At 71.8% G+C, this 14,787-nt stretch carries 15 protein-coding genes; 7 read left to right on the forward strand and 8 right to left on the reverse strand.

Features of this window, described 5'->3' with window-relative positions; genetic code table 11:
• Positions 1-103: 103 nt before the first annotated feature.
• The 4 genes from MUY14_RS25905 to MUY14_RS25920 all read left to right on the forward strand — a co-directional run bounded on the left by MUY14_RS25905 (position 104) and on the right by MUY14_RS25920 (position 3,608).
• Positions 104-1,027: an ACP S-malonyltransferase gene (locus MUY14_RS25905; protein WP_281506180.1), complete on the forward strand. Its 924-nt coding sequence runs from the start codon at positions 104-106 to the stop codon at positions 1,025-1,027.
• Positions 1,024-2,007, forward strand: a complete 984-nt coding sequence (locus MUY14_RS25910; RefSeq protein ID WP_247012716.1) for a beta-ketoacyl-ACP synthase III — start codon at positions 1,024-1,026, stop codon at positions 2,005-2,007. Before MUY14_RS25905 ends, MUY14_RS25910 begins: the two co-directional genes overlap by 4 nt.
• A gap of 75 nt (positions 2,008-2,082) precedes the next feature.
• Complete coding sequence (locus tag MUY14_RS25915; protein ID WP_004559006.1) at positions 2,083-2,328, forward strand: acyl carrier protein; 246 nt, start codon at positions 2,083-2,085, stop codon at positions 2,326-2,328.
• A 29-nt stretch (positions 2,329-2,357) separates the two neighbouring features.
• On the forward strand, positions 2,358-3,608 hold the full coding sequence (locus MUY14_RS25920) for a beta-ketoacyl synthase (RefSeq protein WP_247012718.1): 1,251 nt from the start codon (positions 2,358-2,360) through the stop codon (positions 3,606-3,608).
• 48 nt (positions 3,609-3,656) lie between these two features.
• Here the strand turns inward: MUY14_RS25920 and MUY14_RS25925 are convergent, their stop codons facing one another.
• Both MUY14_RS25925 and MUY14_RS25930 read right to left on the reverse strand, forming a co-directional pair.
• Positions 3,657-4,250 (reverse strand): hypothetical protein, encoded by a 594-nt coding sequence (locus MUY14_RS25925; RefSeq protein WP_247012720.1) that lies wholly within the window; start codon positions 4,248-4,250, stop codon positions 3,657-3,659.
• A 30-nt stretch (positions 4,251-4,280) separates the two neighbouring features.
• The gene (locus tag MUY14_RS25930; RefSeq protein WP_247012722.1) at positions 4,281-4,784 is read right to left on the reverse strand and encodes a DUF3145 domain-containing protein; all 504 of its coding nucleotides are present in this window, start codon (positions 4,782-4,784) and stop codon (positions 4,281-4,283) included.
• Between the two features lie 273 nt (positions 4,785-5,057).
• Between MUY14_RS25930 and MUY14_RS46970 the strand changes: the two genes are divergently transcribed.
• On the forward strand, positions 5,058-7,328 hold the full coding sequence (locus MUY14_RS46970) for a hypothetical protein (RefSeq protein ID WP_281506181.1): 2,271 nt from the start codon (positions 5,058-5,060) through the stop codon (positions 7,326-7,328).
• 1 nt (position 7,329) lies between these two features.
• On the opposite strand, the gene MUY14_RS25940 is transcribed toward MUY14_RS46970, so the two are convergent.
• Positions 7,330-8,724: an NAD(P)/FAD-dependent oxidoreductase gene (locus MUY14_RS25940; protein WP_247012724.1), complete on the reverse strand. Its 1,395-nt coding sequence runs from the start codon at positions 8,722-8,724 to the stop codon at positions 7,330-7,332.
• 133 nt (positions 8,725-8,857) lie between these two features.
• Between MUY14_RS25940 and MUY14_RS25945 the strand changes: the two genes are divergently transcribed.
• Positions 8,858-9,286, forward strand: a complete 429-nt coding sequence (locus tag MUY14_RS25945; RefSeq protein ID WP_247012727.1) for a histone-like nucleoid-structuring protein Lsr2 — start codon at positions 8,858-8,860, stop codon at positions 9,284-9,286.
• A gap of 18 nt (positions 9,287-9,304) precedes the next feature.
• Here MUY14_RS25945 and MUY14_RS25950 read toward each other — a convergent pair whose 3' ends face one another.
• The 5 genes from MUY14_RS25950 to MUY14_RS25970 all read right to left on the reverse strand — a co-directional run bounded on the left by MUY14_RS25950 (position 9,305) and on the right by MUY14_RS25970 (position 13,618).
• Entirely contained in the window at positions 9,305-10,036 is a 732-nt protein-coding gene (locus MUY14_RS25950; protein WP_247012728.1) for a lipoate--protein ligase family protein, read from the reverse strand.
• Positions 10,033-11,421, reverse strand: coding sequence for an NAD(P)(+) transhydrogenase (Re/Si-specific) subunit beta (locus MUY14_RS25955; protein WP_247012730.1), 1,389 nt, complete (start codon positions 11,419-11,421; stop codon positions 10,033-10,035). The genes MUY14_RS25950 and MUY14_RS25955 overlap by 4 nt, the downstream gene beginning before the upstream one ends.
• Entirely contained in the window at positions 11,418-11,732 is a 315-nt protein-coding gene (locus tag MUY14_RS25960) for an NAD(P) transhydrogenase subunit alpha (protein ID WP_086679991.1), read from the reverse strand. The genes MUY14_RS25955 and MUY14_RS25960 overlap by 4 nt, the downstream gene beginning before the upstream one ends.
• A complete protein-coding gene (locus tag MUY14_RS25965; protein ID WP_247012732.1) occupies positions 11,729-12,841 on the reverse strand; it encodes a Re/Si-specific NAD(P)(+) transhydrogenase subunit alpha in 1,113 nt (370 codons plus the stop codon). The genes MUY14_RS25960 and MUY14_RS25965 overlap by 4 nt, the downstream gene beginning before the upstream one ends.
• Positions 12,842-12,964: 123 nt before the next feature.
• Entirely contained in the window at positions 12,965-13,618 is a 654-nt protein-coding gene (locus MUY14_RS25970) for a TetR family transcriptional regulator (protein ID WP_247012734.1), read from the reverse strand.
• A gap of 92 nt (positions 13,619-13,710) precedes the next feature.
• Here MUY14_RS25970 and MUY14_RS25975 point away from each other — a divergent pair, with 92 nt between their 5' ends.
• Positions 13,711-14,778 (forward strand): ferredoxin reductase, encoded by a 1,068-nt coding sequence (locus tag MUY14_RS25975; RefSeq protein WP_247012737.1) that lies wholly within the window; start codon positions 13,711-13,713, stop codon positions 14,776-14,778.
• The last annotated feature ends 9 nt before the right edge of the window (positions 14,779-14,787 follow it).

Raw genomic sequence — 14,787 nt, forward strand, 5'->3', positions numbered from 1 at the left:
GAGCTTCTCCGGCGCGTCTTTGGAGGGTTCCGACAAAGACGCCGCGTAGACACTGTGAGCGTCGGCATCCCGGGAGAGCACCCTCGCCGTGTTGTCTTAGAGGGTGACAGCAGCAGTCCTCGCTCCCGGTCAGGGGTCCCAGGCCCCCGGCATGTTCACGCCCTGGCTCGACCTCGACGGCGCGCGCGAGCGCGTCGCCCAGTGGTCCGACCGCGCCGGGCTCGACCTGCTCCACCTCGGCACCGAGGCGGACGCGGACGAGATCCAGGACACCGCGGTCGCGCAGCCGCTGATCGTCGCCCTCTCGCTGCTCACCTTCGAGCACCTGCAGGCCACCGCCCCGGTCGCCGCGGACGCGCCGGTCGCCGGCCACTCCGTCGGCGAACTCGCCGCGGCCGCGATCGCCGGCGTGCTGAAGCCTGAGGACGCCGTCGCGCTCGCCGCCGTCCGCGGCGCCGAGATGGCGAAGGCCTGCGCGCTCGAACCGACGTCGATGGCCGCGGTCATGCTCGGGGACCCCGAGCAGGTCGTCGCCTGGCTGGAAGAACGCGGCCTGACCGCCGCGAACCGCAACGGAGCCGGGCAGATCGTCGCCTCCGGCGCCGCCGACGCCGTCGCGAAGATCGTCGCCGAGCCCCTGGAAGGCACGAAGATCCGCGCCCTCAAGGTCGCCGGCGCGTTCCACACGCAGTACATGGCGCCCGCCGAAGAGGCGTTGCGCGCCCACGCCGCCGAGCTCACCCCGGCCGACCCCACCCGGCCGCTGCTGTCCAACGCGGACGGCACCGTCGTCACCAGCGGGGCCGAGTACCTGGAGCGCCTGGTCGCCCAGGTCACCCGGTCGGTCCGCTGGGACCTGACGATGGACGGCCTGGTCTCGCTCGGCGTCACCCGCACCGTCGAACTCGCGCCCGCAGGCACGCTGACCGGCCTGGTCAAGCGGCAGCTCAAGGGCGTCGTCACCACTACCACCGCGCTGAAGACGCCGGCCGAACTGGCCGCGCTGCGCCAGGAGGACGCCTCGTGACCGACCGACCGGCCCTGAGCCTCAACCCGGGCTCCCGCGGCAGCCGCGTGCTGGGCGTCGGCAGCTACCAGCCCGAGAAGGTCGTCACCAACGACGACCTCTCGAAGATCATGGACACCAACGACGAGTGGATCCGGACGCGCGTCGGCATCATCGAGCGCCGCTTCGCCGACAAGGGCGAGCTGCTCACCGACATGGCGGTCGCCGCCGGCACCGCCGCGCTGGCCGACGCCGGGGTCGATCCGTCCGAAGTGGACACCGTCATCCTGCCGAACTGCACGATGCCGACGCCGATCCCGAACGCGGCCGCGCAGGTCGCCGCGCGGATCGGCATCCCGAGCCCGGGCGCGTTCGACCTCAACGCCGCGTGCGCCGGGTTCTGCTACGGCCTGGGCGTCGCCTCCGACCTGATCCGCGGCGGCTCCGCCAAGAAGGTGCTCGTGATCGGCGCCGAGAAACTCACCGACTCGATCGACCCGACCGACCGCGCGAACGCGATCATCTTCGCCGACGGCGCCGGTGCCGCGGTCGTCGGCGCGTCCGACGAGCCGATGATCGGCCCGGTTTCCTGGGGCAGCGCGGGCGACCTGGTCGACCTGATCGGGATGACCGAAGAGAAGTTCATCTACCAGGAGGGCCAGTCGGTCTTCCGGTGGGCGACCACCCAGATCGCGCCGATCGCCCTGCGCGCGCTGGAGGTCGCCGGGCTGAAGCCGTCCGATGTGGACGTGCTGATCCCGCACCAGGCGAACCTGCGCATCGTCGAGGCGATCGCGAAGAAGCTGCGGGCGCAAGGCGCCCGTGAGGACATGGTCGTCGCGGACGACATCAAGTACTCCGGCAACACCTCGTCGGCGTCCATCCCCCTCGCGCTGGACCACATGCGCAAGGCCGGGACGGCGAAGTCCGGCGACGTGGTGCTGGCGGTCGGGTTCGGCGCGGGCTTGTCCTACGCCGGGCAGGCGTTCGTCTGCCCCTGACCACCGTTACGCTCCCCGCGGGCAATTTCGCCCGCGGACCAGAGACCCCAGAAACACCGAGAAGGGAACTACCCCATGGCTGACAACGCTGAGATCCTCGCCGGCCTCGCCGAGATCGTCGAAGAGGTGGCCGGTGTGGCTCAGGACGACGTCACCGCCGAGAAGTCGTTCGTGGACGACCTGGACATCGACTCGCTGTCGATGGTCGAGATCGCCGTGCAGGCCGAGGACAAGTTCGGCGTCAAGATCCCGGACGACGAGCTCGCCAACCTCAAGACCGTGGGCGACGCCGTGAACTACGTTTCGGCCAACTCCAAGTAAGTCCTCTTCCCCTCCTTGAGGAGACTCCCATGAGCAACATCGACGTCGTGATCACCGGTCTCGGCGCCACCACACCGCTCGGCGGGGACGTGACGTCCACCTGGGACGGTCTGCTGGCCGGGCGGAGCGGGGTCCGGGCGATCGAGGCCGACTGGGTCGAGGAACTGCAGCTGCCGGTCAAGATCGGCGGTCAGCTGGCCGTCGATCCCTCGGAGGTCCTCCCGCGGGTGCAGGCCCGCCGGCTCGACCGCTGCGAGCAGGTCGCGCTGATCGCCGCGCGTCAGGCGTGGGCCGACGCCGGGTACAGCGAGCCGACCGACGAGCACACCGACGTCGACCCCGACCGCCTCGGCGTGTCGATCGGCACCGGCGTCGGCGGCCCGGTCACCCTGCTCACCCAGAACGATCTGTTGCACCAGCAGGGTCTCCGCAAGGTGTCGCCGCTGACCGTGCCGATGCTGATGCCGAACGGCCCGGCCGCGCACGTCGGCATCGACCTGAAGGCGCGGGCCGGCGTGCATTCGCCCGCTTCGGCCTGCGCTTCGGGAGCCGAAGGCATCGCGAGCGGGGTCGAGATGATCCGCTCCGGCCGCGCCGACGTCGTGGTCGCCGGCGGTGCCGAAGCGTGCATCCACCCGATCACGCTGGCCGGGTTCGCCCAGGCCCGCACGGTGTCCACGCGCAACGACGACCCGGGCGCGGCCTCGCGGCCGTTCGACGCCAACCGGGACGGCTTCGTCCTCGGCGAAGGTTCCGGCGTGGTCATCCTGGAGCGCGCGGACCTGGCGAAGGCCCGCGGGGCGCGCATCTACGCGACGATCGCCGGGCACGGCATCACCTCGGACGCCTACCACATCACGGGCAACCACCCCGAGGGCATCGGCCAGATCGCCGCGATGCGCGCGGCGATGAAGATGGCCGGCGTCACCGCGGCGGACGTCGGGCACGTGAACGCCCACGCGACGTCCACTGTGGTCGGTGACATCGGCGAGGCGGCGGCGATCCGCAACGCGGTCGGGGAACACCCGGTCGTGACGGCGCCGAAGGGCGCGCTCGGCCACCTCGTCGGCGGCGCCGGCGCGGTCGAGGGGATCATCACGATCCTGTCGCTCTACCACGGCATCGTGCCGGCCACGATGAACCTGACCGACCTGGACCCGCGGGTGCAGCTGGACGTCGTCTCGGGTGAGCCGCGCAAGGTCGAGCTGACCGCGGCGATCAGCAACTCGTTCGGCTTCGGCGGCCACAACACCGCCCTGCTGTTCACCCCCGCGGCCTGACGGACGCGAAAGAAAAGGGGCCCGGCTTCGGCCGGGCCCCTTTTTTCGTCAGCACTTTTCGTGTTCGGGCGGCGGTCCCTTGTCGATCGAATCGATCTTCAGCGCCGCCTGCTCGACGACCATCGGCAGCACCAGCCGCCACTTGATGCACGGCTCCTGGAAGAACTGCGGGGCGTCCTCGGGGTTCTGCACGCTGGTGAACCCGACCAGGACCCGCAGCGACGAGCCGGAGCCACGCTCGATCCGGTAGACGACGGCGTCCCGGTCCTTTGTGGTCCGGATGCCGTTCTTCCAGGCGGTGAGTGACTGTTCGGCCACCCGCTGTGCGCTGACCACGCTCGTCCACTGCTGGTACTGCTTGGTGTTGATGGCCGAGAAGTACGTCTCGATGACCCGGCGGACGGCGTCGGCCTGCGGGTGCGCCCGCGCGTCGTCGGTCATCCGCACGGCGTCCGCGGCAGCCGGCTCGCCACTGCCCGACGTCGACGGCGGCGAGACCGCGGCGGAGGTGTCGTCGGCCGACTGGTCGGGACGGCGGTAGAGCTCGCGCGCGAGCAGGCCGGCCCCGACGGTCACGGACAGCACGACGACCACGACGGGCACCAGCCAGCGCTGGCGAGAGCTGGGGGCGGGGGTGGTCACGCCGTGAGCGTACCGGCCCCCGTCCCGCGGCTACCCGACCTGGTGCAGCCAGGTCACCGGGGCGCCGTCCCCGGCGTGGCGGTAGGGCTCGAGCGCCTCGTCCCAGCTCGCGGCGAGGAGTTCGTCGAGCTTGTGCGCGAGGGACTCACCTCCGCGGGTCATGGCGACGAGGGCGCGCAGCTGGTCTTCGCCCACCACGATGTCGCCGTTGGCACTGGTCCGCCCGTGCCACAGGCCGAGGCCGGGCGCGAAGCAGTACCGTTCGCCGTCGACGCCCGCGCTGGGCTCTTCGGTGACCTCGAACCGAATCATCGGCCACGCCTTGAGCGCGGCCGCCAGTTTGGCGCCGGTGCCCGCGGGCGCGCGCCAGCCGCATTCGGCGCGAAGCTGACCCGGACTGGCCGGCTGCGCCGTCCACTTCAGGTCAACGCGGGCACCCAGGGTGCCCGAAATGGCCCACTCGACGTGCGGACACACCGCAGACGGCGACGAGTGGACGTACACCACACCTCGGGTGCTGCCACGGGTGCTCACTGCTACCTCCGCTTGTTGCTCGACGAGGGACGTCTTCCCCTACGCCCTGACTCGAGCTGCGGAACGGCTTCAGTGCGGCTCCCGAATGCCGCCTCCGATGCGTTGAAGCACATTCTGCACCCCAACCGTGCTGTTTGGCCACATGAACACCACAAGTCACCCGGGGCACCACTTTCGGAGGGCACGCGGCCGCGTCGTCCCCGTGTCGCACGATGGATACGGCCACGCGCGCTAGCGTGATGACCCGGAACGACGAGCAGGGAGGGGTTTTCGGTGCGACTGGTGCGCCTGGAGCGGCAGCAGTCCCGGGTGGCGGACGACATCCGGGCGGCACTGGCATCCTTGGGCCGCGGCAGCACCGTGATCGGCGGCATCGCCCTGATCGGCGTCGGCACGGTGACGGACCGCCCGATCGAAGCGGTGGTCATCCTGCCCCACGGCGTGATCATCGTCATCGGCGTGGACCTCCCGGACCCGGCCCTGCGCCTGGAAGCCCCGCTGGGAGCGTCGTGGCGCGCGGACGGCTGGCCCCTGGTAGCCGACGACGACGCGGTCAACCCGGCCACGGAGGCCCTGGACGTCTCCCAGGCGTGCGAGCGGAAGATCGCGGCGGTGGTCCCGGGCACGGCCCCGGTGGGCACGATCATCGCGGTGGGCCCGTACGTGGAGACGGTCGACCAGCCGGCGAGCGACCTGGCCGGCCCGGTCCGCGTCCTGCACCCGACCCCGACGACGATGCTGGCGGCGACGGTCTCGCTGGCAACAGCGCACCGGCCCCGGTCGGTCGACCAGGTGCGGGCGCTGATCCGCGGCCTGGCCCCGGACGCCCCGGAGTTTTCGGACGACATCCTGGTGGGCGAGGGTTTCAGCCGCTTCACGGACGACGCGCCCCCGGAGTCCCTTTGGGACAGCGGCCCGGAGGTCCCGAAGCAAACGGCGAGCCCGGCGGCCGCTGCCGCCTCGGCCGCCGCTTCGGCCCCGTCCGGCGTGTCCGATTGGCGGACCGCGACCCCGGTCCCGCCCCAGCCCCTGCCCGAGCCCAAGCCGGTGCAGGCCGAAGCGCCTGTCGCCGAGCCCGAAACCGCACTCGCCGACGCCACTGCGGCCCCCGAGCCCGCGCTCGCCGAGTCCGCACCGGAGCCAGAACTTCTTCCGGCCGCCGAGCCCGCCGCACCGCTCGCGGAAGCCGAAGTCGCGCCAGAGCCGGAACTCCCACCGGCCGAACCCGCGCTCGCCGAACCCGCACCGGAGCCAGAACTCCCTCCGGCCGCCGAGCCCACACCCGCCGAGCCCGCCGCACCGCTCGCGGAAGCCGAGGTCGCGACGGAGCGGGAATCTCCCGCCACTGACGCCACGCCTGCCGAGGCCGGGCCGAACCCGCCCACCACCTCCGGAACCGCGGCCGCTCAGCCCGCGCCGGATCCGCCCGCCATCTCCGAAAACGCGCCCGCCGAGGCCGAACCGAGCCCTTCAGCCGATTCCGGAACCGCGCGCCCCGAGCCCGCGCCGAATCCGCCCGCCACCTCGGAAACCCCGCCCGCCGAGGCCGTGCTGAGTCCTTCCGCCGCTTACGGAGCCGTGCCCGAGCCTCCCACCGCCGAACCCGCGGCTGCCAAGCCAGCGCCGGTACCTCCCGCCGCCGATACCTCGCCCGCCAAGCCCGCGCCGCAGCCGAAACTCCCCATCGCCGCCGAGATCTCGCTCGTCGAGGTCGCGTCGGCTCCGGAACCCGCGCTCGCGGACACCGAACGCACCGAAGTCCTCCCCCTCGCACCGCCGGTGTTCCCGGGCACCGAAGCACCGAAGTCCACCCGGCCGAGTGAGCCCGCACCGTCCACCCCGGACACCGAGCGCACCGAGCGCACCGACAAGCTCCCCCTCCCCGCCGCACGAACGCCCCAGCCGCGACCCCGACCCCAGCCCCAACCGGAAGAAACCTCCCGCACCGTCCGCTGGCTCCCCCTCGGCGCCATCGGCCTGCTGGTGCTCCTTGTCGTCGCCGCGATCGCCGTCGCCACCACCGGGGACGACACCGCCGCCGCGCCGACCGGGCCGCCCACGCCCGGTACCCAGCCGCCGCCCGCCAGTCCGAGCAACGCCGCTCCCGCGCAGAGCCTGCAGTTCGCCCTGCGCGCCGCCGACGCCGATCAGCGGTGCGCGTCGCACGCCTTCGGGGACGCCCAGGCCAGCCTGCAGCGGACCAGCTGCTCCGGGGTGCGGCGCGCCAGCTACGCCGCGACCGTCGACGGGCGGCCCGGGGCCGTCACCGTCGGGATCGTCCAGTTCCCCGACGCCTCGCAGGCGGCCGCCTTCAAGGCCGTCGCGGACACGCCGGGTGGGGGCGGCATCCTCGACCTCGCCACCGAGACCGGCAAGTGGGGCGACACCGCCCCGCCGCGCTTCGAGAACGCCGCCTACGCCTCCAAGGTCGAAGGCACCTCCGTGCGGCTGGTGCAGGCCGTCTGGGCGCCGGGACCGTCCACTCCGGACGATCCCGGCCTCGGCCGCGCCGCGAAGGCGGCGCTCGACCTGCCCACGCAGTGACTCAGAGCCCGTAGGCCTCGAGCAGCCGCAGCCACACCTCGCTGATCGTCGGGAACGACGGCACCGCGTGCCACAGCCGGTCCAGCGGCACCTCGCCGACGATCGCGATCGTCGCCGAGTGCAGCAGCTCCGAGACGTCCGGACCGACGAACGTCACGCCGAGCAGCACGTTCCGCTCGGTGTCGACGACGATCCGGGCCTTGCCGGTGTAGCCGTCCGCGTGCAGCGACGAGCCCGCCACCGCGATGTCGATGTCGACGACCCGGTCGGCCGACCCCGGCCGCGCGTCCGCCAGCCCGACCGCCGCGACCTCCGGGTCGGTGAACACCACCTGCGGCACGGCGTGGTGGTCGGCCGTCGCGGTGAAGCGGCTCCACGGCGCCGGAGCCACTTCGGTCCCCGCCGCCAGCGCCGCCACCGTGTCGCCGGCCGCGCGAGCGCCGTACTTGCCCTGGTGGGTCAGCGGGGCGCGGCCGGTGACGTCGCCCGCCGCGTACAGCCAGCCACCGTCCACTGCGGACACCCGGCCGGTGTCGTCGACCTCCAGCGCGGAGCCCGCCTCGACGCCGAGCGTCTCCAGGCCGAGCCCGGCGGTCGCGGGACGGCGCCCGGTCGCCACCAGGAACTCGTCGACGACGACCGTCTCGCCGTCCTTCAAGGTCAGCTCGGTGCCGGCCGCCCCGGCGGCGACCCGCTCGACGCCCGACTCCGTGTGGACGTACACGCCGGCTTCGCGCAGCCCGTGCAGCACGAGGTCCCCGGCGAAGTGCGCGTTGCGCGGCAGCGGGCGCTCGCCGGAGATCACCAGGTGCACCTCGGAGCCGAGCGAGGCGAACGCCTGCGCCATCTCGACACCGACCACGCCGCCGCCGAGGACGCCGAGCCGCGCCGGGGCCGACTCCGCCGACGTCGCCTCGCGCGAACCCCACGGCCGGATCGTGTCGAGGCCCGGGATCTTCGGCGTGCTGGGCACGCTGCCCGTGCACACGATCACCGCGTGCCGCGCGGTCAGCACGCGGTCGCCGCCGACGGTCACCTCCCGCTCACCGGTGATCGCGCCGTGCCCGCGGACCGGTTCGATGCCGGCGCCGCGCGCCCAGTCGACCTGTCCCGAGTCGTCGCCCTTGCCGGTGAACCAGTCACGGCGCGCGAAGACCGCCGCCGGGTCGACCCGGTCGCCGACCGGCACGCCGGGCACGCGCTTGGCGGCGGCGAGGAGGTTTCCCGGCCGCAGCAACGCCTTGCTCGGGATGCAGGCCCAGTACGAACACTCGCCGCCGAAGCGTTCGTGCTCGACGAGGGCGACCTTCAGGCCGCCGCGAGCGGCCCGTTCGGCGGCCACCTCCCCCACCGGGCCCGCGCCGATCACCACTACGTCAAAAGTCTGTGCAGCCATGGGTTCAGCGCACACCACCGCGCGGGATCGCGCAAGCCAGCGGCTATCCTCGTCAGGAAGCTGCAAGTTTTCCTCGGCGGTACCGGGTGCCGTCGGCCCGGTGCGCGCGAAGACCGGAGCACGGGAGGTTGTCGTGGCCAAGAACACGGCTGTGCGGGTGCTGGATGATCTGACCGGCGAGGCCGCGGCGGAGACGGTCGGGTTCGGGCTGGACGGCATCGACTACGACATCGACCTCTCCTTCGCCAACGCCGACGCGCTGCGCGAGCTCCTGCAGCGCTACGCCGACGCCGGCCGCCGCACCGGGGGCCGCAAGCGCCGTCCGCGGATCGTGCCGGGCGCCAAGCGGCCCCGTGCGAAGGCCGCGGTGAAGAAGACCACCGCCAAGACCACTGCCAAGACCACGAAGGCGGCGCCGAAGGCCGCGGCCAAGGCGAAGACGGCCACCGCGAAGGCCGAGCCGGCGAAGACCACCCGCACCCGGAAGCCGGCGGAGCCGAAGAAGACCACGCGCGCGACGACGCGGAAGGTGCCCGGCGTCACGTTTTCGGCCGCCGAGTAAGTCCACTGTAGACAGCGGTCAGGCCGCGCGCTGGGCGCCGTCCGCGTGCCACGACGGGTAGTGGTAGCGGGTGTGCAGCAACGCCCGCTGCCGCGTCCGTTCGGCCTCGGTCGGCGGGCGCGGCACGAAGGTCCCGAGGATCTGCGACGCCGCCGCCCGCACCGCGGCCTCGACCGCCGGGAAGCCGGGCCGGACGCCGTGCTCGGCCAGCGACGCGACCGGGCTGCGGTGCGAATCGAGGGGCCGCGGATCCGCCGGCGCGCTCGTCAGGTAGCGCCCGACCAGCGCCGCCGACGTCTCGACCAGCAGCGTCGAGTGCGCCAGCAGCCCGGTCTTGGTGCGGAACACGGCGAACCCGCACAGCTTCGCGTCGCCGATGAACAGCCCGCGGTCGCCGATCCGCGGCACCAGGCCCAGCTGGTCGACGGCGGCGCTCATCACCTGGCCGAGCGCCTCCAGCGGCCGGTCGGCCGGGCCGGGCAGCACCAGGGTCACGTTGAGGTTGCCCGGGTCGTGGAACACGGTGCCGCCGCCGCTGGCCCGCCGCAGCACCGGGACGCCGTCGCGCTCGCACTCCGGAACGCGCACCTCGCGCGCGATCCGCTGGCCGCGCCCCACCACGACGCAAACCGGGTTGCGCCAGAGCCACAGGACCGGTGACTCGGGCGCAACCCGGAGGAGTGCTTCGTCGAACGCGAGGTTCTCGGCGGGGTCGGTGAACGCGGCACGCACATCCGACCCGGTCGTCATAACGCCTTGAGTTCCTCCACGATCTCGCCCACCGACGACTTGGCGTCCCCGAAGAGCATGCTGGTCTTCGGATCGTAGAACAGGTCGTTGTCGATACCCGCGAAGCCGGAGCTCATGCCGCGTTTCAACACGATCACGGACCGGCTTTCGTTGACCTTGAGGATCGGCATCCCGTAGATCGGCGAGCTCGGGTCGGTCTGCGCCGCCGGGTTCGTGACGTCGTTCGCGCCGATCACCAGCGCGACGTCGGTCTGGGCGAACTCGGAGTTGATCTCGTCCATCTCCTTGAGCTGCTCGTACGGCACGTCGGCCTCCGCGAGCAGCACGTTCATGTGCCCGGGCATCCGGCCGGCGACCGGGTGGATCGCGTACGCGACCGTGATGCCCTTCTTTTCCAGCAGCTTCGCCATCTCGCGGACGGTGTGCTGGGCCTGCGCCACGGCCATGCCGTAGCCGGGCACCACGACGACCTTGCTCGCGTACGCCATCTGGATCGCCGTGTCGGCCGCGCTGGTCGAGCGCACCGGGCGCTCTTCCTTCGCCCCGCTGCCGGCCGAGACCGCCGGGCCGCCGCCGAAGCCGCCCGCGACGATCGCCGGGATGGACCGGTTCATCGCCTTGGCCATCAGGTTGGTCAGGATCGAGCCGGACGCGCCGACGATCATGCCCGCCACGATCAGCGCCGTGTTGTCCAGCGCCAGGCCCATCGCCGCGGCCGACAGGCCGGTGAAGGCGTTGAGCAGCGAAATGACGACCGGCATGTCCGCGCCGCCGATCGGCAGCACGACGGTCAGGCCGAGGATGCCCGCCGCGACGAGCAGCCCGACGATGAGCAGCCAGGAGTCGCCGCCGGCGATGATGGCCACCGCGCAGGCGAGCGCGACCAGCAGGAGCAGCGCGTTGACCGGCTGCTGCAGCTTGCCCATGCTGATCGGGCGGCCGCTGATCAGTTCCTGGAGCTTGCCGAACGCCACGTTCGAGCCCCAGAACGAGATCGACCCGATGATCGCGGCGAACAGGGACGCGATCGCGATGTAGGCCGGTTCGTGCGCGTAGCCGTCGGTCGAGTTGAACTCCACCCACGCGATGAGCGCGACCGCGCCGCCGCCGACGCCGTTGAACAGGGCCACCATCTGCGGCATCGCCGTCATCTTGACCTTGCGCGCCGACGGGACGCCGACCACCGCGCCGATCGCGACGCCGAGGACGATGAGCAGCCAGTTGCCCATGCCCGGGGTGAGCAGGGTGGCGAGCACCGCGATGCCCATGCCGACCGCGGCGATCCAGTTGCCGCGGACGGCGGTGCGCGGTCCGGTCAGGCCCATCAGGCCGTAGATGAAGAGGGCGAACGCGACGATGTAGAGGATCGCGACGAAGTCGGTCACTTCTGCTCCTCCTCATCGGCGGGAGCGGGCTTCTTGCCCTTGAACATCGACAGCATCCGGTCGGTGACCAGGAACCCGCCGACGACGTTGATCGTGCCGAAGGCGATGGCGATCACCAGCAGGATCTTGTTGAAGACGCCGTCGACGCCGAGGCCGAGCACGACCAGGCCGCCGAGCAGCACGATGCCGTGGATGGCGTTGGTGCCGGACATCAGCGGGGTGTGGAGGGTGTTGGGCACCTTGGAGATGACGGCGAAGCCGACGAACCCGGCAAGCACGAGCACCGCGAGGTTCTGCACCAGGGGACTCATGCCGGGCTCCCTTCGCGCCCGGCCACGCAGGCACCGGCGACGATCTCGTCTTCGAAGTTCAGCTCCAGCGCGCCTTCCTTCGTCACCAGCAGCTCCAGCAGCTCGGTGACGTTGCGCGCGTACAGCTCGCTCGCGTGCGAAGGCATTTCGGCGGGCAGGTTGAGCGGGGACGAGATGGTGACGCCGTGCTCCACGACGTCCTCGCCCGGCTTGGTCAGCTCGCAGTTGCCGCCGGTCTCGCCCGCGAGGTCGACCACGACCGACCCGGCGGGCATGCCCTTGACGGCGTCCGCGGTGACCAGCGTCGGTGCCTTGCGGCCCGGCACCAGCGCGGTGGTGATCACGACGTCGAACTTCGTGATGGCCTCGGTGAGCCGCCGCTGCTGCTCCTCGCGTTCCTCGGCCGTCAGCTCGCGGGCGTACCCGCCTTCGCCGACCGCTTCGATGCCGAGGTCGAGGAACTGCGCGCCGAGCGACTTGACCTGCTCGGCGACCTCGGGCCGCACGTCGTAGCCGGTGGTCTGCGCGCCGAGCCGCTTCGCCGTGGCGAGCGCCTGCAGGCCGGCGACACCGGCGCCGAGCACCAGCACCTTGGCCGGCGGGACCGTGCCCGCCGCGGTGGTGAGCATCGGGAAGAAGCGCGGGAGCTTCTGCGCCGCGAGCAGCACGGCGCGGTAGCCACCGATGCTGGCCTGCGACGACAGCGCGTCCATCGCCTGCGCGCGGGAGATCCGCGGGATCGCCTCCATCGCGAACGCGCGCAGGCCCGCTTCTTCGAGCTTCGCGAGCCCCTCCGGGTTGCCGCGCGGGTCGAGGAAGCCGACGAGCACGGATCCCCGGCTCAGCTTCGCGACTTCCTCCGGCGCGGGCGCGTTGACCTTCACGACGATCTGCGCGCCCCACGCGTCGCCGAGTTCGGCGCCCGCTTGGGTGTACGCGTCGTCACTCAGGTGCGCCCTGGCCCCGGCGCCCGGTTCGACGACCACGCGCAGCCCTCGCTGCGCCAGCCGCCCGACCAGTTTGGGCACCATCGCCACCCGGCGCTCCCCGGGGCGTGACTCGGTCACCACACCCACGGTGAGCTGCTGACTCTGTTCGCTGTCCGTCACACGACCTCCTCATCGGCGAGGCACGGTCCGAGGGTTGTACCACGCCGGACCGACAGTCCCCAGTGACGTGAGTCGCAAGTCTCGGGGTTCTGCCGGGAAATACGAACGTCGTGCGGGAAACGTTCAGCGAGTTTTCCAGTGCGGGATGCCGAGCAGGATCAACCGCAGCCGTTTTTCCGCCGTTCCGGTGATTTTCGCGTCTTCACCTGGGCGGGCTTCCAGCAGTTCGACGGTCGTCGTGATCATCACGGAAACGATCAAGTCGGCCAGCATGTGCAGATCTTCGGTGCTCCACGACCGCAGCGGCGCGAACCGGGCCAGGTCGATCGCCAGATCACCGGAGAACATGCGCAGTTCGACGGCGATGGCGCGGGCGAGCGGGCCGCCGCCGTAGCGCTCGCGGGTCAGGAACCGGAAATGGTCCTCGTTCGCGCGCACGAATTGGTGCACGGTGGCCACCGAGGCGCTGATCATCCCCTGGTAGGTGTCCGGGTCGGTGCGGGCGGAACGCATCATGCCGCGCAGCGTCCGCGTCGCTTCTTCGACGAGCGCGACGCCGAGTTCCTCCATCGTGGCGAAGTGCCGGTAGAACGCCGTCGGCACCAGGCCCGCGCCCTTCGCGACCTCGCGCAGGGAGAGCGTGGCGAAGGGGCGGTCCGCCAGCAGGTCGAGGGCGGCGTCCAGCAGCGCTTGACGCGTGCGCTGCTTGCGCTCCTGACGGCTTACCGGCTCCTCTGACACATCGACCAGCGTACGGATGTCCACCGCGTTGCTCACGTCACATCCTCGTCTTCCCGCGTTGACAGCGGCTCCACTCCTGCAGTGCACTGTTCAGTGTACAGTCGTTCACTGTAATCGAGGAGGACGAGATGACGGCGCTCATCCCCCGGCGGGTGCGCAGCCTCGCCTCGCTGGCCGAGGCCCTGCTGACGCCGCACGGGATGGACCGGTACCTGGAGCTCGTCGACCCGATGCTGGTCCGCCGCGAGATCCGCGGGCTGGTCACGGCGGTGCGCAAGCAGACGCCGGACAGCGTCACCCTCACCGTGCGGCCGAGCCGCGCGTGGCCGGGCTTCACCGCCGGCCAGTACGTCCGCGTGCAGGTGGAGATCGACGGCGTCCGGCGCACGCGGTGCTATTCGCCGTGCGGTTCGCAGTACGACGGCGAACTGGAGTTCACGGTCAAGGAGCAGGGCCTGGTGTCCGGGCACCTCAACCGCGCGCTCGGCGTCGGCTCGGTCGTCAACCTGTCCACTCCGGACGGCGGCTTCACGTTGCCCGCCACCCGGCCGGAGCGCGTGCTGCTGATCGCGGGCGGCAGCGGCATCACGCCGGTGCTCGCCATGGCGCGCACCCTGGTCGACGAGGGCCACACCGGCGAGATCGTGTTCGTGCAGTACTCGAACGGCCCGGCCGACGCGCTCTACCGCACCGAACTGGCCGAGCTCGCCGCGCGGCACCCGGGCCTGCGGGTCGTGCACGCCCACACCCACACCGAGGGCGGCGAACTGCGCGGCTTCTTCTCCCCGGCGCACCTCGACCAGGTGGCGCCGTGGTCCCGCGACGCGGAGACGTTCGTCTGCGGCCCGAAGCCGCTGATGGACGCGGTGCGCGAAGAGCTCGGTGAACGCGTGCACACCGAAGAGTTCACGCCGCCGGCGTTGACCTTCGACACGGCGAACGCGGAAGGCCAGGTGCGCTTCAAGCGCAGCGGCCGGGAGTGCGCGAATTCGGGGAAGCCGTTGCTGGAGCAGGCCGAGGAGGCCGGGCTCTCGCCGGAGCACGGCTGCCGGATGGGCATCTGCTTCTCCTGCACCCAGCTCAAGACCGCCGGGCGCGTCCGCAACGCGCGCACCGGCGAGATCTCCGGCGACGAAGACGAAGAAATCCAGCTCTGCATCTCCGTCCCCGTCGGGGACGTCGAGATCGACGCGTGAGGAGACTGC

The sequence above is a fragment of the Amycolatopsis sp. FBCC-B4732 genome (assembly GCF_023008405.1).
Lineage (GTDB): Bacteria > Actinomycetota > Actinomycetes > Mycobacteriales > Pseudonocardiaceae > Amycolatopsis > Amycolatopsis pretoriensis_A.